Consider the following 21,472-nt stretch of genomic DNA (forward strand, 5'->3'; position numbering starts at 1 on the left):
AAGAGACGGATCCCTTGGCACTGCTCCGCCCTCGCGATTTCGCGGGGCCTTTTCCGCCGGTCTGAACCAACCTGTAAATATGTGCAAAAAGATGCGCCCCGAAACGGCTTAAAAAGCCGGTCGGAGCGCATCTTCGCTTATTACAGCTTATGCGTAATTTGCCATCGTAAAGCCAGACTGCCTGCGCATCCGGCGGATCAGAAGCTGTGGATCAGGTCCGGCGTCAGCGCCTTTAAAAGACGGCACACAAGCTTCACCGCGTTCTGAAAATCCGAAAAAGCGGCGATCCCGTAATGGGTATGGATATAGCGGACCGGCAGCCCGACTACAATGACCGGCACGCCGCGGCCGGACAAATGGATGGGCGCCCCGTTTGTGGAGCCGCCGGTACGGACCGCTTCCTGGACCGGAATGCCTTCCCGGCGAGCAAGATCCAGCGCAAACCGCTGAAAGCGCGGATTGGTGATCATCTTCTTGTCAATGTGCCGGAGCATGGGCCCGCGGCGAATGGCCGTCTGGATCATAAAGGGTTCCGTGAACGTATCGTCCGCCGGACATCCTTCAAATACGATCGCGAGATCCGGCTTGATCGTATTGGCGGTGACGGCGGCCCCGCGCAGTCCCATTTCCTCCTGGACAGAGTAATCGCAGACGACATCCACGGCAAGCTCCTCGTTCCTCAGTCCGCGCAGGGTCTGAAGACTGGCCGCGCATCCCAGGCGGCAGTCGAACGCTTTGCCGTACATCAGCCCTTTTTCCGGCAGATATTCGAAATTCACATCCGGCACAATAGGCTCGCCGATGCGGACTTTAAAATCCTGAACCGCCTCCTCCAGGGAGGAAGCGCCGATATCAATCGCCATGGAAGAAATCTCCGCAGGGGCGTTTCTTTCCGCGGGCGTCATAAAATGCGGGGGCTTGGTGGCGACGATGCCCGGAATATAGTTTCCTTCCGCGTTGCGCACTCGAACCTTGTGGGCGGGTATATTGTTGGCCACCCACCCTCCCAGGGGAATAAAGCGCAGCATTCCGTTCGGCTGAACAGCCTGCACCATGAATCCCACTTCGTCGCTGTGCGCGTTGATCTGCACAACCGGCTTCCCGCCCCTGTTTTCCTTTCGGCGGAGATACAGATTCCGCATGCAGTCCTCGGAAAATCCCCCCAGTCCCTCTCCATATTGGCGCAGTGTCCTGGTGACCTCGTTTTCAAAGCCGGAAGCGCCGTTCACATTGGAAAGCGCCTCTATCATTTTGATCGCCTGTTGTTCCTCCATGCCGTTTTCTGTCCTTTCCTTTGGTTTTCTTTATTCCATTGAAGCCTTTCGAAATTCTAAATTCCTGCTCCGGTCCGTATTCAGGAAAAAACGGTCCCCGGACTCATCCGCCGCCAGATTCAGGTTGTCACGATTTTCACAAAGATAACAGTTCTCTCCTGTTTTTACAAATACCAGTTCCCCTGCGGAGGGATGAAAAAGCAGCAGCCTGTCCTTTTGGATGGACAATCGGTAAGCGGTCATCAGTTCCCGGCTGTAATACAGGCCGGAAATCCGCCTCGCCGCGAATTCGCCGAGAGGCTGTGAAAATACCCTGCGGTACCCGGTGTGCGTCCCTGCGGACCAAAGGGACAGCGTGCCCGCCGCTTCGCATGACAGAAAATTTCCGTTTTCCGCGGCATAACAGCCGCCCTCCGCCGCCCGTTCATACGTCCATGTCATGCCGTCCTGCTCCAGCAGCAGGTCCTTCCCCGCCTTTTCCAGCCGAAGCGAGTGATAATTTTCAGACACATACCACCCCGCCTGCGCGGGGACCTGCGGCTTTTCACAAACCGGCGTGGAGGAAAGCCCGCTGATTCCGTCCAGCAATTGATATGCCTTGACCATGGGAAATGAAAAGCGGTAGTTGGACAGCACCGCAATATCCAGTTTCAGAGAGGGAACCGTCAGCACTGCCGCGCGGTATCCGGCGTTCGCGCCGCTGTGCTGGTAAACGTCCAGTCCATGGTATTTCACGGCCTGAATCCCGCAGCCGTACGGAATTTCTTCCCCGGAGGCCAGGCTGAATCTTTGCAGCATTGCCTGCATGGTTTCCGGCCTGCATAGTCCGGGCCTGCGCAAATGTTCCAGCCATCTTACGCAGTCTTCGGCGGTTGTATTCAGGCCGGTTGAACCCGTGACGTCAAAAGTCATCGCCATTTCGGAATATCGGCCGCGCCGCCCGTCGTATCCATAGGAGGAAGCCCGCCCGGGCGTCACCTCGGCATGGTCGTCCCGAAAAAAGGTACGGCTCATCCCCAGCGGCTGAAAAATCCGTTCCGCCGCGAACTCACGCAGCGTTTTTCCCGTCACGGCGTGCAGGATCCAGGCTAAAACCGTAAATCCCGAATTGCAGTAAAGATAGCGGGTGCCGGGCTTAAAATTCAGGCCGCGCTGTCCGTATAAAAGATGCATCAGATTCCCCGGCGTGGCGAGGTCTTCCATGCTGTGCCCGGAAAGAGTAAACAGGTCCCACTGCTCCCTGAGGCCTCCGGCATGGTGCAGCAGCTGCCAAAGCGTCACGTCCGCGCCGAGATCCGGAAAATCCGGCAGATAGTCCCGGATGGTATCCTGCAGGGAAATTCTTCCGTCTTCCGCCAACAGCAAAATGCAGAACGCCGTAAACTGCTTGCTGACGGAAGCGGCGTGGAAAAGCGTTTCCGGCGTATTGGGGACGCCATAGGCCAGGCTGGCCATGCCGAACGCTTTGCGGTACCTTGTGCGGCCGTCCTGACGGACCGCGACGGAACACCCCGGCGTAGCACGCCCATATTGTGAAAACAGCGCATCCATTTCCACGCTTGTCACATTTGTCACCTCTTTGCCGTACAGTCGGTTTTATGCTTCAAACGTCCCTTTTTTTAAAATCTGCTTCTCCCGCATCATAAGGGTCCCGCCGGCGATCACCGTGTCGATGTCGTAATTCCGGTCCAGCAGCAAAAGGTCCGCGTCGCTGCCCTCCGCCAGGACGCCCTTTCTCGGATACAGGTCCAGCGCTTTCGCTACATTTTCCGTTACCGGACGAATGGCTTCCGGCACCGACGCCCCGCAATTCAGGATCATAGACTTTACCACTTCATGCATCGTGGTGATTTTTCCCACGCCAAGGCCGATCATTTCCTTGTGCTCATTCCATTTGGGAAGGCTTCCGTTGGAGTCGGTGCTCATGGTGATTCGGTCCTTCGGCGCCAGCTCCGCAGCCTTAACCAGCTTCTGCGCCGTTTGATCCACCTGCGCCCCGGAAGTGAAGTCGATATACCCGCCCATGTTGGCGAAACGTACCGCATCGTCGAAAATCTTCCCGACATGGGTGGGGCGGAACACGGAAATCGGGATGTTCTCGGTTTTCAGGATATCGAAAATCATGTCCAGCTTCTGCCTTCCGCTTCCCACATGCATATGTACAATCCCGGGCTTCCCGGAGAGGACTCCGCCCAGCCGCGCCTCGGACGCCAGCCGGATCATGTCTTCTTTGGAAAGGTTGGAGGAACGGTGGTCTGAAATCGCTATTTTCACACCGATGACTTCCTCAATAAATACGATATCCTTTTTTACGCTTCCGGTGATCGTCGGCGAGGGATACTCGTAGGAGCCGGTCAGGCAATAGGCTGTGAGGCCGTATTGTTTGAGCGCCTTCACCTTGGCGACCAGATTCTCCACGCTGCGGGTCGTTGCGTCCGTTCCCAGCAGGCCGACCAGCGTGGTTACGCCGCCGCGAATACAGTCCGAGGGGACCAGTTCCGGCACGCGGTTGGCATATCCGCCTTCTCCTCCGCCGCCCGTCACATGGACATGCTGGTCGATATAGCCCGGCACCGCGGTTTTGCCGGTCCCGTCCAGCACGCTGAGGTTTTTCCCTTTCACGTCCTGTCCCGGCCCTATTTCTTCCAATTTTCCACCGGCAATCAGCAAGTCGGTGACTTTCGGGGCGTTGTTTTCATAAATGGTGACATTTTTAATTAAAAGCATGGTTTCACTTAATTCCTTTCACATTTTCAGGGAACAAATCTCCCGTTTTTCTCATATCGCAGCATTTGCCTCCGCCGATTTTCTCCGGCCGTCCCCGTTCCACGGACCTCCATTTCAGACTTTTCTTTTCTTTATCGCTCTGCTATAATAACGAAAGAATTGTTCCAAGCGCAAAAACTTAACGCCACAGGAGGCCCTCCAATGGATTCCATTATAAAGATCCGCGACAGCTACGACAGACTGACCCATAAGCAGAAAAAGATCGCAGACTACCTACTGGCAAATCCCGAAGACATATGCTATATCTCCCTGAAGGACCTCAGTGAACAAACCGCCTCCTCAGAAGCAACCATTCTGCGTACGTGCAAACTTCTGGGATTCCGCAATTTTATTGAGCTGAAACAGTCTTTCCGGAAGCATACGCAGCAATTGGTGAAGAACCTGTCTTCTTCCCGTTTTTTCCTTGAGGAGCTTCCTCCCTTCGCGGAGGGCGACCAAAAGCTGCTGCTGCAAAGTATTTGCGACCATGAATCCGAAAAATGCAGCGATTTTTTCAGAAATATTGAAATGGACGAGGTTCTGAAAGCTGCGGGGCTGATTTTAAAGGCTCAAAACATCTTGCTGTTCGGTCAGGGAATTTCAAAAGTCCTCACACAGTTTTTTGAAAAGCGGCTCTCTCTTTTGGGGATTAACGCCTATGCCATCGATCCTGAAGAAATGGATAACGCGCAAACAAGGCTCGCCCGGCTGAAAAAGGGCGATGTTTGCATCGCAATTTCCTTTCCGCGGTACTACACTCCGATTCGGAATATTATCCAATACGTTGAGGAAAAGAAAATATCCGTTATCGTCATTACGGACAGTCCTAAATCCCCCCTTATTTTACAGAACAGTTTAAACTTTATCTGTCAGACTTCCACCACCATGTTTTTCAATTCGCTCTCGGTTCCGTTCGCCCTGATCAATTTGATCGCCTCCGGCGTCGTGTTGGAAATGGGGCCGCAATATGACAAGCTGGTGGCAACAACCCATGAGATCGCCCATTGCATCAACAAAATATCATATGATTAGCCGACCTGATTTTCCCGCCGTTTCCGGCAGAAAAACAGGGCGGCTTTTTCACTGATCTGTTTTCCGGCAAACAAAACAGCCTGCTTAGCCAGAACGGCGGTGGGATCGAAACATGGAATGCGCATCTGCGCCGGCTTCAAAATCAGCGGCAGCTCCGTGCATCCGAGGATGATCCCCTCCGCGCCCCCCGCCTCCAGCTTTTCCACAACAGGCCAAAGCTCGGAAGCGGGGACCTCCTTCCCCGCTTTGACGCGGTAAATCGCCTGCATCACCCGCTCCTGACCGCCTGGTTCCGGCGTCAGCGTCCGAATCCCCGCGGCGGTAAGGGCCTTTTCATAAAGGCCGCTTTTGCAGGTCCCGTCCGTCGCCAACAATCCGGCTGTTTTGATTTGATTCTCTCTCAATTCGTTCGCCGTGAGGGAGATCATGTTCAAAAAAGGAACAGTGACCGACCTTTCTAAGGAGCGAATGAAATAGTGAGCTGTGTTGCAGGGCATGATAATGACGTCCGCCCCCGCCGCTTCCAGCAATTTTGCGGATTTCATCATTTCCGGCAGCGGATCTTTCCCGTGGTGGAGAATCGCCTCCGTCCGGTCCGGAATATTTACGTTACTGTCAATGATAACCCGGATATGGTCGTTATCACTGTCGGCCTGCGTCATCAGGATGATTTTCCGGAAAAGGTCCGCCGTTGCCAGAGGACCCATTCCGCCCAGAACACCAATCGTCTTTCCTTCCATTATTATATTTCACCTTGCTTTGAGTTCCCGTCTTGGTACAGATGACAGCGAACCATGTGAGTTGGGGTAATCTCCACTTGTTTCGGCTCTTCTTTTTTGCAGATTTCCATACACTTCGGGCACCGGGTGTGAAACTTACAGCCGGCGGGCGGGTTCAGCGCGGAGGGAATGCTCCCCTGCAAAATGGCCCTGTCTTTCCGCGCGTGGGGGTCTGGGACCGGCACCGCGGAAAGCAGCGCCTGCGTGTACGGGTGGAGCGGATGGGAATACAGCCCCTCCTTGTCGCCGATCTCCACAAAATTCCCCAAATACATAACTCCCACCCGGTCGCTGATATGCTCCACCACGCTCAGGTCATGGGAAATGAAAAGATAAGTCAGGCCCATCTCTTCTTTGAGGTCGTTCATCAGGTTCAGCACCTGCGACTGGATGGAAACGTCCAGCGCAGAAACCGGTTCATCCGCGATTACCAGCTTAGGCTGCACAGCCAGCGCGCGGGCAATGCCGATTCTCTGCCGCTGCCCGCCGCTGAATTCATGCGGATAGCGGTTTGCATGGTAGTCGTCCAGCCCAACCCTGCGCAGCAGGGAGATCACCTGCCGATCGATCTCCTCTTTTGTATTCGCCAGCCTGTGGATTTTCAGCGGTTCGGCAATGATGTCCCGGACGGACATCCTGGGATTCAGCGAAGCATACGGATCCTGGAAAACCATCTGCATTTTCTTGCGCACCTCGCGCATCTGTCTGGGGGTATAGCCGGTGATGTCGTCCCCGTCAAAGCGGATCCGCCCGCCGGTCGGTTCCAGCAATTTGCTGATGGCTTGGCCAAGGGTGGATTTTCCGCAGCCGGATTCGCCCACGATGCCGAACACTTCCCCCTCTTTCACCTGGAAGCTGACACCGTCCACCGCTTTTACATATCCGACTTTCCCAAACATCCCTTTTCGGGTGGCATAATATTCCTGCAGGTCATTCACTTCAAGCAGTATGTTCTTCATGGCGCTTTTTCCGCCTCCTCATTGCCGTGCAGCCAGCACCTGCACTGATGCCCGACGCCTTCCAAGAGCGGCTCTTTTTCGCGGCATATTTCTTTCGCGTAGGGACACCTGGGTTCGAATTTGCAGCCTTTCGGCATCAGTCTGGGGTTTGGAACATTCCCCGGGATACAGTCCAGCCGGTCAACGCGCTGGCCCAGCTTCGGGATGGAATTCAGCAGCCCCTGGGTGTACGGGTGCATGGGGTTGTCAAAAATGCTTTCCACATCCCCGAACTCCACCACCCGGCCGCAGTACATCACGGCCACTTCGTCGCACAGCTCCGCCACGACTCCCAGGTTGTGCGTGATAAACATGATGGAGGTTCCGATCATATCCTTCAAATGTTCCATCAAATTCAGGATCTGCGCCTGTATCGTTACATCCAGCGCCGTGGTGGGCTCGTCTGCGATCAGTATTTTCGGGTTGCACACCAGCGCCATCGCGATCATCACCCGCTGTCTCTGGCCTCCGGAAAGCTGAAACGGATACTCGTTCATGATCTGTTCCGCGCGCGGAATGTCGGTGTTTTTCAACATCTCCAGCGCTTTTTCACGCGCCTGTTCCTTCGTCACATTCTGGTGGAGGAGGATGGATTCCATAATCTGTCTGCCAATCTTCATGACAGGGTTCAGGCTGGTCATGGGTTCCTGAAAGATCATGGCGACCTGGCTTCCCCGAAGCTTCCGTTTGGTTTCCATGCTGACGTTGACAATATCCTTGCCGTCCAGCAAAATCTTTCCGTCGACAATTTTTCCGCTGGTACCCATCAGCAGCCCCATAATGGAAAGGGCCGTGACGCTTTTTCCGCTGCCGGACTCCCCCACGATGCCGAGGGTCGTCCCTTCCTTCATCGTCAGATCCACACCGTCAACAGATTTTACGACTCCGTCATCGGTAAAGAAGTAGGTACACAGATTCTTCACTTCAAGAATGTTCTTCGATTTTGTTTCCTTCATTGTACTTACCTCTAATCGCTCAATTTGGGATCCAGCGCGTCCCGCAGTCCATCTCCCAGCAGGTTAAAGCTCAGCACCGTCAAAAAGATGGCAAGACCCGGGAACAGCGCAACATGCCACGCCGTCAGCATATAATTCCGGCCGTTGCTCAGCATCAGGCCCCACTCCGGCGTGGGAGGGGACGCACCCATCCCGAGAAAGCTGAGGCTGGACGCCGTCAGAATGGACGTGCCGATGGACATGGTATACTGCACGATGATGTTCGGCACCGAGGCGGGAAAAATATGTCCAAATAATATCCGCGCATCGGAGGCCCCCAGGTTCCTGGCCGCCTGCACATAAAGGCTCTTTTTCTGCTGAAGTGTAGTGCTCCGGACCAGCCGGGCAAAGGTCGGCGTGCCGAATACCGCCACCGCGATGACCACGTTGTACAGGCCCGGCCCCAAAATCGCCACGATCGCAATTGCCAGGATCAGGCCGGGAAATGCGAACAGCGTATCGCCGATCCGCATGATGACACTGTCGATCCACCCGCCGTAATAGCCGCCGACCATTCCTAAAATCGTACCGCAAATAGCGGCGGTGGTCACGGAAATGAACCCAACGGACAGCGATATCCGTGAACCGCACAAAACACGGCTGAAAATATCGCGTCCAAACTCGTCGGTCCCGAACCAGTGTTTCGCGCTCGGCCCTTTCAGAACGGAGCTGTAGTCGTACTGATTAATTCCATAAGGCGCTATTTGGTAGCTGATAATCGCGATAATGACCAGCAGCAAAATAAATGCCGCCGCCGCAATCGCTGTTTTTTGTTTTTTGATTTTTCGGATAAATTCGGAAAACGGCGTCCGGATTATTTCTTGATCAGATCGTTGTTTATTGCTTTTCATTCCGCTGTTTTCCTCCCTAGCTCAATTGGATTTCCGGATTCAGCACCGCATACAAAATGTCCACGATCAAGTTGATCAGGATAAAATGCAGCGAGAAAATCAGAATCAATGACTGAATCGTGGGGTAATCCCGGTAATTAATGGAATCCAACAAAAGGCTGCCAAGCCCCGGATAGGCGAATACGGATTCCACCACTACGGAACCGCCCAGCAGATGGCCGAACTGAAGCCCGGCGACCGTCACAACCGGAATCATGGCATTGCGGAACGCATGGGTCCAAACCACATGCTTTTCTTTCAGGCCCTTAGCCCTCGCAGTCCGAATATAATCTTCCTTCATAACTTCCAGAATAGAGGAACGGGTAAACCGCGCAATAATCGCGGCGATGCCGGTTCCCAATGTAAACGCCGGCAAAACCAGGCTTTTCCAGGAGGATGCTCCTGTCGTCGGAAGAATTTTAAAATTTACAGAAAAAATAATAATGACAATAAAACCAATCCAAAAGGATGGCAGCGAAATTCCGGAAACCGCCAGGGTCATGCCGGTGTAATCCTGCCATTTCGACTTGTTTCTACCTGACCAGATGCCAATCAGAACCCCAACAATACAACTCCAGGCAAGGCTGACTAAAGCAAGTGTCATGGTCTTCCAATACCGCTGTCCCACTTCAAAAGAAACGGGCCTTTTCGTTTTCAGCGAAGTGCCAAGGTCACCGTGCAGCAGCCCGCCCACATAATCCGCATATTGCGTTAAAATCGGCTTATTCAATCCAAGCTGTTCCCGGATTGTTTCAATCTGCTGTGCGGAAGCATCTTCTCCGGCAACCATTCTGGCCGGGTCCCCGGGAATCAGCCTGACAAACAAAAAAACAAAAAGGGTCACCAGAAACAGGGTGGGTATGACTTCCAATACCCGTTTGACGATATAATGCAGCATCCAGCTATTCCCCCAACCTTGCGATAATTTATTTAGTGAGGAATCCGACCCCAAGGTTACCAGGGTCGGATTCCTTGTCGATTGTATCGGTCTGATCATCCAGGTCCGATCGTCGATAGCTGAAGTACGGCCTTTACTTTACATAGACGCCGTCGCGCATGTAAATTCCGCCGTCCGGATACAGACTCAGATTCTGCACATGTTTGCCGCTGGCCCAGGTGTTAAAACTGTTGGCGACCGCAACGGCGGGAACCTTTTCCCAAAGAATTTTCTGCGCCTTTTCGTAAGCCTGCGCACGGACTGTTTTGTCCGCCGACGACAGACCGGCTTCAATTGCAGCTTCATAATCCGGGTCGTCAAAATAGGAATAGTTGGAACCGTTCGGCGGAACCATGGTCTTGCTGAACAGCGCGCGCAAAACCCAGTCGGCGTCGCCGGTGGACGGAGACCAGCCGCGCAGATACATGTCATAAACCGCGCTGGCGGGATCTCCCTTATAATCGTTGATCTCCTGCGACAGCGTGCCCTGTTCCGTCGGCTTCAGGTTGATCTTGATGCCGATCTGCGCCAGCTGCTGCTGAACAAATTCGCCCCATTTTACGGATTCGGAATTGTTCGGGGAATAAGCTGTCAAAGTCAGCCCGTTTGCGTAGCCCGCTTCGGAAAGCAAGGATTTGGCCTTCGTAGTATCGTAAGCAACGTCTCCCTGTGCCTGATAGAACTGCACCGCCGGCGCTTCAAAAGAAGTCGCGGGAGACGCCAATCCATTTTTCACCACTGAGCAGTAAGCGTTCCGGTCGATCGCCATATTGATCGCCTGCCTTACCTTCAGGTCGGAAAGCGCCTTCTTCTTCGTGTTCATATAGATGTAGTTTACGGTGATGCCCTCCGCTTTCTCGGCCTTTACATTGGAATCCGCGCTCAGCACGCTGAACGATTCCGACGGAACCGGAAAGATGAAGTCGGCATCGCCGGACTGGATCATGGAAACCCTTGTCGCCGCTTCCGTCACCGGTTTAAAGGTAATCGTCGAGAAACCGGCGTTTGAGGCAGCCAGAGGAGTTCCGCCGCTCAGGTCCGCATCGTAACCCCACCATTTGTCATTCAGCTTCAATTTTATATACTGGCCGACTTTCCAGTCGACAAATTCATATTGGCCTGTTCCGACCGGATGGGAAGAGCAGGCTTTTTCACCCGCTTTAATTTGCTTCGGGCTCATCATGACCCCCGCCGGATGAGCCAGCGTGTTGATAAAGGCGCCAAACGAATATTTCAGCGTGATCTTTATCGTATAATCGTCCACTGCATCCGTGTGATCAACCATTGCAAACAGGCCATTCCGCTTCAGTCCCAGGCTCTGGTCCGCAAGTTTGTCCAAATTGGCCTTCGCGGCATCCGCATTCCACGGCTCGCCGTCCGTAAAGGAAACGCCTTTTCTCAGCTTAATTGTAAATTCCGTCGCATTGTCGTTGGCCGTATAGTCCGTCGCCAGCATGTTGATGACTTTCATGTCTTTGTCAAAGCCAAACAGGCCGTCCATTACTAACCTTTGAATTCCGCCGTCCAGCGTGTTGGAGGTATCGGCCGGATCCATCGTAACGATATCCGAAGACATTGCCACGGTGATATCGGAGTCTGCCTCACGTTTTGTGGAAGCTGAAACCGAAGAAGCCCCCTGAGAGGAAGCTGAACTGGACGACCCGGCGCCCTGTGAGCCGCACCCGGTGAACAGGACTGCAGTCAACGCGAAAACCGCCAAAATTCTTCCTTTGAATTTTTTCATAATTTTCCTCCTTGCATTTTGGATATGTATTTCAAAAACGACTTACTTTCCCTTCACCTCCCCGATTTCTCTTATGACTGTTTCGTCGGTTGTAATAAAAAAGACAAAGCAACCATCTCTACAAGAACATATTACCTTGTAGCGCAATGACATCTTTGTCTTATAATGGGGGTACTATTTACTTTTTGAAAGGAGCTGATTTGCATAAAGTATAGCATCGATATGCTTGGATGTCAATAAATGCTTTCATTTTATTTAAAAAATAACTCAGTTACTGACATTTATTGATTGATACAGGGATATCGGGGAAATACCTTTTCGCCCCGTCCGGCACAGAGTTGGGGTCCTCGCAGATGCCGGGGCCAGGGCGGCACAGCATCTGCGGCCGATGCATAAGCAGAACCGAATAATTCATGTATTCGCACGGTGAAGCCAAAGGGCCTGCAAAAAATAAGACACGGCAATCATTGCCATGTCTTATAAAAGCGATACCGGCATATGAAGAGGATCCGGCCCCGCTTTATGCTTCGAAATGATCTTCCTTCCCCTCATCCAAGGGGCCGCCTGTCTTTTCCTTCACATTGATGAAATGAACCACTTCCTGTGAACGAAGAACCAGCTCGTCATATGCCGGCCCCATCTCAAGAACAACGCCGGAGGCAATCAGGTTGAGCAGTTCCATCGGAAGGGACAAAGAGTTATAAAACACCTTCGTCTTTGTGTCGCAATAAAAATTAAGGCTGTTTTCGGTGACAATGGGTGATGCTTTGCTGTCTGTAATCGCCGTCACCGTAGCGCCCGCATGCTCCGCATAAGTCACGACATTGCGCACGATCGAGCAGTAACGGGGAAAATCAATAACGATCACATTGTCCCCGCCGCACAGCTTCAGAAGGCTTGACTGTACGATATTCAGGTCTTCCAGCGGAACAATGAGCGCTTTCTCAATCATGGGGTCCAAACGGCGAAACAGGAATTCAGCCAGCACACCGGAAGTTCCCTGTCCGAAGATCAGGACGGTTTTTGCCTCCAGAATACGCCGGGCGGCCAGAAGAATGTTTTCCGAGCGGATCGAACTGTAAAATTTTTCACTTCGGTCGTGGGACTCGCGGCAGATGTCTCCCATGATGGCAACTTTGTTTCCCGGTTCGGAATTGGGAAGGATCATTGGAAAATTACTGGCCTTCAAAACGGTTTCCATCAGGCCTTCCATATGGATGCGGAACGCTTTTTTCAGTTCCGTAAAATTTTCGAACCCCAGGCGTTTGCAGACGCGCAGAATCGTCACCTGCGAGAAATTTGTCCGTCTGCTCAGCTCTTTCAGGGAAACGTAACACACGCTTTCCGGGCTTGCCAGGAACAGATCGACCAGCTCCTTTTGTTTTCGTGTCAAATTATGATAATTTTTTTGTATATTTTGAAAAGAATCACATTCCATTTTATTATCCGCCGTTGCCTTTCACTCTGTTATTTTTCAGTAACCGTTATTATATCAGAAAGCCGGAAAAAAGAAAAGACATCTCTCTTCGGCCGGAAACCTTTGCAAAAGAAGCACCGGCTGTGATAAAATAACTGCGTGAAAAATCATTTCCATCAATTTTGGATTAGGTAAGGAGCGGCACAAATGGATCAAAAGCGAATTGAAAATTATTTCAGCGAACATGAAAAGGAAATGCTCCGCGACATCTGCACGCTGGTTCGAATCCCAAGCGACAAAGGCGAAGCGAAAGAAGGCATGCCCTACGGCGAGGGCCCGGCAAAGGCAATGGAGGCCGCGGCAAAGCTCGCGGAAAGCCATCGTTTTTCCGTCGGCCGTCACGGAAACCGCGTGATCACGATAGACCTGAACGGCAAGCCCCGCCAGCTGGACATTCTCGCACATCTGGACGTCGTCCCGGGCGGGAACGGCTGGACCGTCACGCAGCCCTTCGAGCCTCTTCTGAAGGGCGGAAGGCTTTACGGCCGCGGTGCCGCGGATGACAAGGGCCCGGCTGTCGCGGCTCTTTATGCGATGATGGCCGTGCGCGACCTCGGCGTGCCGCTGACCAAAAACGCGCGTTTGGTGCTCGGTGGGGACGAGGAGTGCGGAAGCTCCGACATGGCCTATTATTATCAGCATGAGCCGGAAGCCCCCATGACTTTTTCTCCGGATGCGGCCTTCCCGGTCATCAATATTGAAAAGGGACGCTTCGGCACCTGGGTAAAAGCAGGTTGGGAAGAAGCCTTCTCCCTGCCGCGCATTGTTTCGGCACACGGCGGCGTCAAAAACAACGTGGTCCCGGACACCGCGGAAGCCGTGCTGGAGGGCATCGCGGCGGCGGAGGCCTCCGCGTGCGCGCGGCGGTCCGAGGAAAAAACCGGCGTGAAGTTCGAGCTTCGTGGACAAGGGGAAACGATCCGCGTTACGGCGCACGGCAGCTGTGCGCACGCTTCCACTCCGGGGGGCGGAAACAACGCGGTCACCGGGCTGATCACTTTTTTGACCGGCCTGCCTCTGCCGAAATCGGAAAGCCTGCGCGCCCTTCGCTCGCTGAACGCTCTGTTCCCGCACGGCGACTGGTCCGGCACAGCCGCGGGAGTTGCCATGCGGGACGAAATCTCAGGGGATCTGACTCTGGCCCTCGACCTGTTTGAATACGGTCCAACCGGATTGAAGGCTTATTTCGACGGCCGCACGCCGGTTTGCGCAACCAACGAAAATTTGCGCGACAAGTTTTTCGCGCGCGCCGCGGAACTCGGCCTGAACGTTGAAAAGACCGAAGTGTCGCCGGCCCATCACGTACCGGCGGATTCGCCGTTCGTCCGCACGCTGCTCCGCTGCTATGAGCAGTATTCCGGCCGGAAGGGAGAATGCGTCGCGATCGGCGGGGGAACCTACTGCCATCACTTGAAAAACGGGGTCGGCTTCGGCTGTTCGATGCCCGGAACAGAGAACCGTATGCACGGAGCGGATGAATTCGCCGTTGTGAAAGAGCTCCTGCTCGGCGCTGAGATTTTCGCACAGGCCATCATCGATCTTTGCTCATAAACAGACACTTCTTCCAAACATTCTTTCCAAACGACAGTTCGAGCCCCCGTTGTTGGATCGCGATAAAACGCCGCCTGGGATTACGCCCAAACGGCGTTTTGTCGCAATCGCGAAGAATTTTTCACGGCGAACAATATCGCTTTAAAACAAAAAGTAGTCTCTTTGATATACTTTTATAAGATTGATTTGCAGGTTTGATTAAAATATGAATCATTTTCACAGCAAAATGCTCTGAATTTAAAAGAAAAAATTAATAAATTAAATAAATCATCTTTTTCTTGTGCATTTCAAAATTATATAGTATAATGTTTGGTAAACTTACGAAAAAAGATTTTGGGTGTCGAAACGGGACATATTCCCACTGTCTTATCTCGTATCAAGGAGGTTATTTTTGTGAAAAAGGGATTGCAAGTATTGTTATCCGCAAGTTTGATCATCGGTCTGCTTGCGGGCTGTGGAAGCGGCGCGCAAACTGCTCCGGCTTCTTCGTCGGCAGGAGGATCGTCCACGGCTTCCGCCGGAACCAAAACCATCCGCATTGCGGCCGTGGATCCGCAGGTACCGCTTGATATGCAGCAGAATACATACAGCATTATCATGCGCCTAACGGATAATGTTGCCGAATCTCTCATTTCCTCTCAAAAAGACGGCTCGCTGGCCCCGCTTCTTCTAGACCAGATGCCTACGCTTTTCGAGGACAAGCTGACCTATTCCTTCACTCTGAAATCCGTGAAATTTCACGACGGAACGACGCTGGCCAGCAGCGATGTCAAGTACTCCCTGGAACGCCTGGTGAAGGAAGAGAAGATGGCCAGCCTGATGGCGTATGTCGCGGGTTACGATGCGATGGAAAGCGGCAAAGCTACCGAGCTTTCCGGCATCAAGGTCGTCGACGACACCCACTTTACCATCACGCTGTCAAAACCGTATTCGCCGTTCCTCTCGGTCCTGTCCACTCCCTACGCGGCGATTTACCCCAAAGCCGCCTGCGAAGCCGCCGGAGATACCTGGGGCCTCAAGACGCTGATCGGAACCGGCCCGTTCAAGCTGGACAGCTACACCGCCGGTTCCGGAGCCGAGTTCTCCAAATTCAGCGACTATCACGGCGGGGCGCCGAAAATCGATAAAATCAGCTACAAGTTTATCGAAGACCCCAACACCCAGGTTCTGGAATATCAGAAGGGCAACGTGGATTTTGTCGACCTTGACAACTCCCTCTACCCGGTGTACTCCAGCAACGCCGCTCTGAAAGATCAGATTCACAGCTTCCAGCAGGCCGGCGGTTATTATTTCAATTTTAATGTTAAGACGATCAAGGACCCGAAGGTCCGCGAGGCAATCTCTCTGGCCATCGACCGCAAATCCATTTGCGACAGCGTCCTTCACGGTACGGCATCGGTTCCCACGTCCTTCATTCCGGCCAGTCTGACCGGCCACGATTCCAGCGCGCAGGCTTTTGCCTACGACCCGGCGAAGGCAAAGTCCCTGCTGGCCAGCGCCGGCTATGCAAGCGGCTATAATCTGCGCGTAACGGTCAACACGAAAAGCAACCTCGGCAAATCCATCGCCACCGCATTCCAGCAGGAAGCCAAGGCGGCCGGCATCAATGTGACGGTCGAACCCGTGGATTCCGCCGCATGGTCCGACATGAAAAAGAACGGCGGCATGGACTGCAGCGTCAGCAACTGGTACGTGGACTATAACGACCCGGACAGCATGCTGTATCCGGTCAGCGACAACCGTGCCGATCTGGTTTCCAGCTTCTGGCACAACGCCCAGTTTAAACAGCTGATGGAAGACGGGGTTAAGACCGACGACAGCGCGGCAAGACAGAAAATTTACGTACAGGCCGAAAATATACTGACCCGCCAGGATTTTGCAATTGCGCCCCTGATTAACGAGACCAAGTTCTATCTGCTGAATCCGAAGGTAACCGGCTTTGAAATCAATTCCGACAACCGCATGGATTTCTCAAAAGCCGACATCGGCTGACAGGGAAAGCCGGTTTCTGAAATAGCAGGCAATTTCAATGGCTATGGCATTCCAATTGCGATGCCATAGCCAAATTCCGTTTGAAGGGGGAATTTCATGGTTTCCTACATATCCAAAAGAATCGTCCAGACCGCCGTGGTCCTGCTCGGAATCAGCCTGGTAACGTTTCTCCTTCTCCAGGTCGTGCCGGGCGATCCCGTTTCGCTGATGCTGGACCGCCGCGCCGACCCCGCGACCATCGCGTCGGTGAGGCATCAGCTCGGCCTGGATGTTTCGCTTCCGCAGCAGTACCTGAATTTTGTCAACGGTGTGATCCACATGGATCTTGGCAATTCCTACTTTACGAAGGAACCCGTCCTTTTCGCTCTGAACCGCGCGTTTCATGTCACGCTGAAGCTGGCGTCCCTTTCCTTTGTGTTTGCCGTCGTGATCGGCATTTCCTGCGGCATGATTGCCGCGCTTTATCGCGGCAAAGCGCTTGATTCCTCCCTGATGACGCTTTCGATCGTCGGCGTTTCGGCGCCCTCGTTCTGGATCGCCATTATTCTTCAGATTATTTTCGGACTGAAGCTGAACCTTCTGCCGATTTCCGGGTTCGACACCCCGGCGGCTTACATCCTGCCGAGCATCGCGCTGGGGACCCGCTACGCCGGGAGCATTGCGCGCATCACGCGCACCAGCATGCTGGACGTCATTAAGCAGGATTACATCCGCACGGCGCGCGCAAAGGGCGCCAAGCGGAAGGCTGTGATCATCCACCATGCGATGAAAAACGCGATGATCCCAATCATCACGCTGGTCGGGACCGAGCTTGGCAACATGCTGACGGGATCGATGCTGATCGAGAAGGTCTTTTCCATTCCCGGCATCGGCAAGCTTGCGGTCGATTCCATGAGCAACCGGGACCTTCCCCTGCTGGAGGGAACCGTCATGTATATTGCTCTGGTCTTTGTCGCGGTCAACCTCCTGGTCGATATTTCCTACGCATTCATCGATCCGAGAATCCGCTACGGGAAGGGGGCCGCGTGATGAAGAAATTCTTTTCCTTTTTCAGCAAACAGAAGAAGTTTGAAGAAGACGTCCTGAGCGGCAAAATGGAATATTCCAGCTATTATAAAGACAGCCTGAGGCGCTTTCGAAAGAATAAAGCGGCCATGCTGTGCCTTGCCGTCATCTTTCTTTTGATTCTGGTCGCGATTTTTGCGCGGGTCGTGGCCCCGTTCGATCCGGATTATCAGGATTACGCATCCGTCCTCGCCCGGCCAAGCTCAAAACACCTGCTCGGCGCCGACGAATACGGGCGCGACATCCTGTCGCGCATCATTTACGGCACAAGGGTCTCGCTCAGCATCGGGATCTTCGCGCAGCTTCTGGCTTCGGTGGTCGGCGTCACGCTCGGTGCCATCGCCGGATATTTCGGCGGAGTCGTGGACTCCATCATTTCCCGCGTGATGGAAATTTTCTCGGCGTTCCCCGACCTCATCTTTGCCATGGCCATCATGACTTTCATGGGCAAAAGCATTCTGAACCTTTACATCGCCCTCGGGCTGCTGACCTGGGTGCGCACGGCGCGCATGATCCGCGGCTCCGTGATTCAGCTGAAGGAAAAGGAATACGTGGAGGCCAGCCGGGCCAGCGGCGGCACCTCCTTCCGGATCATTGTGAAGCACCTGATTCCCAACTGCCTCTCCACCATTATCGTTCTGGTCACGCTGGGAATCCCGAATGCGATCATGTACGAGGCGTCCCTGAGCTTTCTGGGGCTTGGCATTCAGCCTCCCACGCCGAGCTGGGGAAACATGATCAGCGCGGCGCAGGCCGTAATCGGCTTCCTGCCCATTTACAGCATCATGCCGGGCGTCGCGATCATGATCACCGTTATCGCCTTCAACATTTTCGGCGACGGCCTGCGCGATGCGCTGGATCCCAAGCTTCGCACCTGAAAAGAGGGAGAAAAATGAAAAACGAAGCACTGCTGGAAGTGAAAAATCTGAGGACCTATTTCCATACGGACGCGGGGATCGTCAAATCCGTCGACGATGTCTCCTTCCGGGTCGAAAAGGGCAAAACCCTTGGCATCGTTGGGGAATCCGGGTGCGGAAAGAGCATCACTTCCCTCTCCGTCATGAGGCTGATCGAAACGCCTCCGGGGAAAATCGAAGGCGGAGAGATCTTATTTGAGGGAGAAAACCTTCTGGATAAAACGGAAGACGAGATGAGACAGATCCGCGGCAAGAAGATCGCGATGATTTTCCAGGAGCCGATGACTTCCCTCAACCCGGTTTACACCGTTGGCAAACAGATCACGGAGGCCCTGCTGCTGCATGAAAAGATCAGCAAGCGCGAGGCGAAAGCGCGCGCGGTTGAAATGCTGAAGCTAGTGCGGATTCCGCTGCCGGAAAAACGCTTTTACGAATACCCGCACCAGCTTTCGGGCGGCATGAGGCAGCGGGTGATGATTGCCATGGCCCTTTCCTGCAACCCGCAGCTTCTGATCTGCGACGAGCCGACAACCGCGCTGGACGTCACCATTCAGGCACAGATTCTGGAGTTGATCAATGAGCTGAAGGAAAAGACGGGTTCCTCCATCATTATGATCACGCATGACCTTGGGGTCATCTCCGAAGTGGCGGACGACGTCATGGTCATGTACGCCGGCAAGGTGGTGGAACAGGCCACCACGGACGAGATTTTCGAGAGGCCGCTTCATCCGTACACCATCGGGCTCATGGCCTGCATCCCCAAGCTGAACCAGGATGTCGAAACCCTGCGGACGATTCCGGGAATGGTGCCCGGTTTCGACGACATGCCCAGGGGCTGCGCTTTCTGCCCCCGCTGTTCCATGGCAAAAAAAATCTGCGGGGAAAAAATGCCCGGCCTGACCGACGTGGACGGACGGAAGGTCCGATGCTTCCGGTATACGAACGAATGGAAGGAGGAAGCATAATGGACCCGGAAAAAAAGAGTTCGGGCGAACCGATTCTGAAGGTATCCCATCTGAAAAAATGGTTTTCCGGCAAAAGCTCCCCGTTCTCCGGCAAAAAAGAATTCATAAAGGCGGTGGATGACGTCAGTTTCGAACTGAACGCCGGCGAGACGCTCGGCGTCGTCGGGGAATCGGGATGCGGCAAATCCACCATGGGGCGCTCCGCGCTTCGCCTGATTGAGCCTTCCGGCGGAGAAATTATCTTCGAGGGCCGGGACCTGATGCGGCTCAGGGGAAAAGAGCTTCGGAACGTGAGAAGCAAAATGCAGATCATCTTTCAGGACCCCTACGCTTCCCTGAATCCGCGCATGACCATCGGCGAGGTGATTGCGGAACCGCTGGAAATCCAGCTTCATCTGAACAGGGAAGAGACGAGGAACCGCGTCCTGGAGACGATGAAGAGGGTCGGCCTGAACACCAGGTATTACAACCGCTATCCGCACGAGTTTTCCGGCGGTCAGCGGCAGCGAATCGGGATTGCGCGCGCCATCGTCCTTCAGCCGGACGTCATCGTCTGCGACGAGCCGGTTTCGGCCCTGGACGTTTCCATCCAGGCGCAGGTGATCAACCTTTTAAAGGAACTGCAGAAAGAGATGGGGATGGCCTATTTGTTCATCTCCCACGACCTGAGCGTGATCAAGCATATTTCCGACCGGATTATCGTCATGTATTTGGGACACATTGTGGAATCGGCCCGAAAAGAGGATCTTTACGACCGCCCGCTTCACCCCTACACAACCGCGCTGCTTTCCGCCATACCGGTTCCGGACCGCAGGGAGAAACGGAAGAAAATCATCCTTGAAGGGGATCTGCCAAGCCCGGCCGATCCGCCGTCTGGCTGCGTGTTCCACACCCGCTGCTACCGGGCGCAGCCCATCTGCAGTGAAAAGGCGCCGGAATTTAAAGATTACGGCAATGGGCACTGCTGCGCGTGTCATTTCTGCAACCGTGAAAATGAGGAGGAAAAGACAAGATGAAAATTACCAACATAAAAGTACGGACGATGGAGGTTCCTCTGGCTGAACCGTTCCATATTTCACTCGGAGCGATCACTCACACGAAAAGCGCCATTGTTTCGGTGGAGACGGACGAAGGAAATGTCGGATACGGCGAAGGCTCCCCCGGAATCCTGATCACCGGCGAAAATCTGGCCGGCACGGCGCAGGGAATCGAACTCATGAAGGAAGACCTGATCGGGCTCGATCCGACCGATCTGGAAGTAATGCACAGCACGATGAACCGCTCTCAGGCACACGCCCCCAGCGTAAAGGCCGCCATCGACATCGCCTGCTACGATCTGCTGGGCCAGAAGGCGGGGCTTCCGGTGTACCGGCTTTTGGGCGGGTTCGGCAACTCCATCGAGACGGATATCACGATTGGAATCGACCGGCCCGAAACCATGGCGGCCAAGGCGAAAGGATGGGTGGAAAAGGGGTTTCGCACCATCAAAACCAAGGTGGGAACCGGGGCGGACGAAGACATTGCGCGCGTCGGGGCAATTCGCGAAGCAGTGGGTCCCGATGTAAAAATCCGCGTTGACGCAAACCAGGGCTGGTCCGCGAAAGAGGCGGTCCGCATCATTGAGCGTTTGAATCAGTATGATCTTGAGCTGGTGGAACAGCCGGTGCCCTATCACGACATCGCGGGTCTGGAATATGTTACGAAGCATACCGACGTGCTGATCATGGCGGACGAAAGCTGCTTTACGTCAGCCGACGCACTTCGCCTTGTCGAGCGCCGCGCGGTTGACGTAGTCAACATCAAGCTGATGAAATGCGGCGGCATCCGGGAAGCGCTGAAAATCAACGACATCTGCGAAGCCGCCGGAATTCCATGCATGCTCGGCTGCATGGTTGAAGAGACCAATGTCGGCGTGACCGCCGCGGCAAGCCTGGGAGCCGCCTTAAAGAACATCACCCGCGCGGACCTCGACTGCACGTTCAGCCTGAGCAGGCTTCCCCTCCGGGGCGGGATGCAGATCGAAAAAGCAAACCGCCTGGTTCTGCCGGAGAAGCCCGGATTTGGATTTCTGGGTCTTACAGAGGATTGAT

The 21,472-nt window shown here is 54.0% G+C and carries 18 protein-coding genes; 8 read left to right on the forward strand and 10 right to left on the reverse strand.

What is annotated here, in order from left to right; all coding sequences use genetic code 11:
• Positions 1 to 197: 197 nt before the first annotated feature.
• From EQM14_RS09875 to iadA, 3 genes are read right to left on the reverse strand one after another with little or no spacing between them, the layout of a single operon-like run.
• Positions 198 to 1,274, reverse strand: coding sequence for a M42 family metallopeptidase (locus tag EQM14_RS09875; RefSeq protein WP_128742771.1), 1,077 nt, complete (start codon positions 1,272 to 1,274; stop codon positions 198 to 200).
• Positions 1,275 to 1,304: 30 nt separating this feature from the next.
• Positions 1,305 to 2,840: a serine hydrolase domain-containing protein gene (locus tag EQM14_RS09880; protein ID WP_128742772.1), complete on the reverse strand. Its 1,536-nt coding sequence runs from the start codon at positions 2,838 to 2,840 to the stop codon at positions 1,305 to 1,307.
• A gap of 30 nt (positions 2,841 to 2,870) precedes the next feature.
• Positions 2,871 to 4,001 (reverse strand): beta-aspartyl-peptidase, encoded by a 1,131-nt coding sequence (iadA, locus tag EQM14_RS09885; protein ID WP_128742773.1) that lies wholly within the window; start codon positions 3,999 to 4,001, stop codon positions 2,871 to 2,873.
• A 201-nt stretch (positions 4,002 to 4,202) separates the two neighbouring features.
• On the opposite strand from iadA, the gene EQM14_RS09890 reads away from it, so the two are divergent.
• On the forward strand, positions 4,203 to 5,072 hold the full coding sequence (locus EQM14_RS09890) for a MurR/RpiR family transcriptional regulator (RefSeq protein WP_128742774.1): 870 nt from the start codon (positions 4,203 to 4,205) through the stop codon (positions 5,070 to 5,072).
• On the opposite strand, the gene EQM14_RS09895 is transcribed toward EQM14_RS09890, so the two are convergent.
• The 7 genes from EQM14_RS09895 to EQM14_RS09925 form a co-directional block, all read right to left on the reverse strand.
• Positions 5,069 to 5,812, reverse strand: coding sequence for an aspartate/glutamate racemase family protein (locus tag EQM14_RS09895; RefSeq protein WP_128742775.1), 744 nt, complete (start codon positions 5,810 to 5,812; stop codon positions 5,069 to 5,071). The two genes, EQM14_RS09890 and EQM14_RS09895, sit on opposite strands and share 4 nt — an antisense overlap.
• A 2-nt stretch (positions 5,813 to 5,814) precedes the next feature.
• Positions 5,815 to 6,810, reverse strand: a complete 996-nt coding sequence (locus EQM14_RS09900) for an ABC transporter ATP-binding protein (protein ID WP_128742776.1) — start codon at positions 6,808 to 6,810, stop codon at positions 5,815 to 5,817.
• Positions 6,807 to 7,805, reverse strand: coding sequence for an ABC transporter ATP-binding protein (locus EQM14_RS09905; RefSeq protein WP_128742777.1), 999 nt, complete (start codon positions 7,803 to 7,805; stop codon positions 6,807 to 6,809). Before EQM14_RS09905 ends, EQM14_RS09900 begins: the two co-directional genes overlap by 4 nt.
• 11 nt (positions 7,806 to 7,816) lie before the next feature.
• On the reverse strand, positions 7,817 to 8,695 hold the full coding sequence (gene nikC, locus EQM14_RS09910; protein WP_128742778.1) for a nickel transporter permease: 879 nt from the start codon (positions 8,693 to 8,695) through the stop codon (positions 7,817 to 7,819).
• 16 nt (positions 8,696 to 8,711) lie between these two features.
• Positions 8,712 to 9,632 (reverse strand): nickel ABC transporter permease, encoded by a 921-nt coding sequence (gene nikB, locus EQM14_RS09915; protein WP_128742779.1) that lies wholly within the window; start codon positions 9,630 to 9,632, stop codon positions 8,712 to 8,714.
• 133 nt (positions 9,633 to 9,765) lie between these two features.
• Positions 9,766 to 11,415, reverse strand: a complete 1,650-nt coding sequence (locus EQM14_RS09920) for a glutathione ABC transporter substrate-binding protein (RefSeq protein WP_128742780.1) — start codon at positions 11,413 to 11,415, stop codon at positions 9,766 to 9,768.
• A gap of 520 nt (positions 11,416 to 11,935) precedes the next feature.
• Positions 11,936 to 12,853 (reverse strand): MurR/RpiR family transcriptional regulator, encoded by a 918-nt coding sequence (locus tag EQM14_RS09925; RefSeq protein WP_128742781.1) that lies wholly within the window; start codon positions 12,851 to 12,853, stop codon positions 11,936 to 11,938.
• A gap of 186 nt (positions 12,854 to 13,039) precedes the next feature.
• On the opposite strand from EQM14_RS09925, the gene EQM14_RS09930 reads away from it, so the two are divergent.
• The 7 genes from EQM14_RS09930 (at position 13,040) to EQM14_RS09960 (ending at position 21,471) form a co-directional block, all read left to right on the forward strand.
• A complete protein-coding gene (locus EQM14_RS09930; RefSeq protein WP_128742782.1) occupies positions 13,040 to 14,443 on the forward strand; it encodes a Sapep family Mn(2+)-dependent dipeptidase in 1,404 nt (467 codons plus the stop codon).
• Between the two features lie 393 nt (positions 14,444 to 14,836).
• Positions 14,837 to 16,435: an ABC transporter substrate-binding protein gene (locus EQM14_RS09935; protein ID WP_128742783.1), complete on the forward strand. Its 1,599-nt coding sequence runs from the start codon at positions 14,837 to 14,839 to the stop codon at positions 16,433 to 16,435.
• Positions 16,436 to 16,531: 96 nt separating this feature from the next.
• A complete protein-coding gene (locus EQM14_RS09940) occupies positions 16,532 to 17,464 on the forward strand; it encodes an ABC transporter permease (RefSeq protein WP_128742784.1) in 933 nt (310 codons plus the stop codon).
• On the forward strand, positions 17,464 to 18,378 hold the full coding sequence (locus EQM14_RS09945; protein ID WP_128742785.1) for an ABC transporter permease: 915 nt from the start codon (positions 17,464 to 17,466) through the stop codon (positions 18,376 to 18,378). The genes EQM14_RS09940 and EQM14_RS09945 overlap by 1 nt, the downstream gene beginning before the upstream one ends.
• 14 nt (positions 18,379 to 18,392) lie before the next feature.
• Positions 18,393 to 19,382, forward strand: coding sequence for an ABC transporter ATP-binding protein (locus EQM14_RS09950; protein ID WP_128742786.1), 990 nt, complete (start codon positions 18,393 to 18,395; stop codon positions 19,380 to 19,382).
• Positions 19,382 to 20,398, forward strand: a complete 1,017-nt coding sequence (locus tag EQM14_RS09955; protein WP_128742787.1) for an ABC transporter ATP-binding protein — start codon at positions 19,382 to 19,384, stop codon at positions 20,396 to 20,398. Before EQM14_RS09950 ends, EQM14_RS09955 begins: the two co-directional genes overlap by 1 nt.
• Complete coding sequence (locus EQM14_RS09960; protein ID WP_128742788.1) at positions 20,395 to 21,471, forward strand: mandelate racemase/muconate lactonizing enzyme family protein; 1,077 nt, start codon at positions 20,395 to 20,397, stop codon at positions 21,469 to 21,471. Before EQM14_RS09955 ends, EQM14_RS09960 begins: the two co-directional genes overlap by 4 nt.
• The last annotated feature ends 1 nt before the right edge of the window (position 21,472 follow it).

It is taken from the genome of Caproiciproducens sp. NJN-50 (genome assembly GCF_004103755.1).
Lineage (GTDB): Bacteria > Bacillota > Clostridia > Oscillospirales > Acutalibacteraceae > Caproicibacter.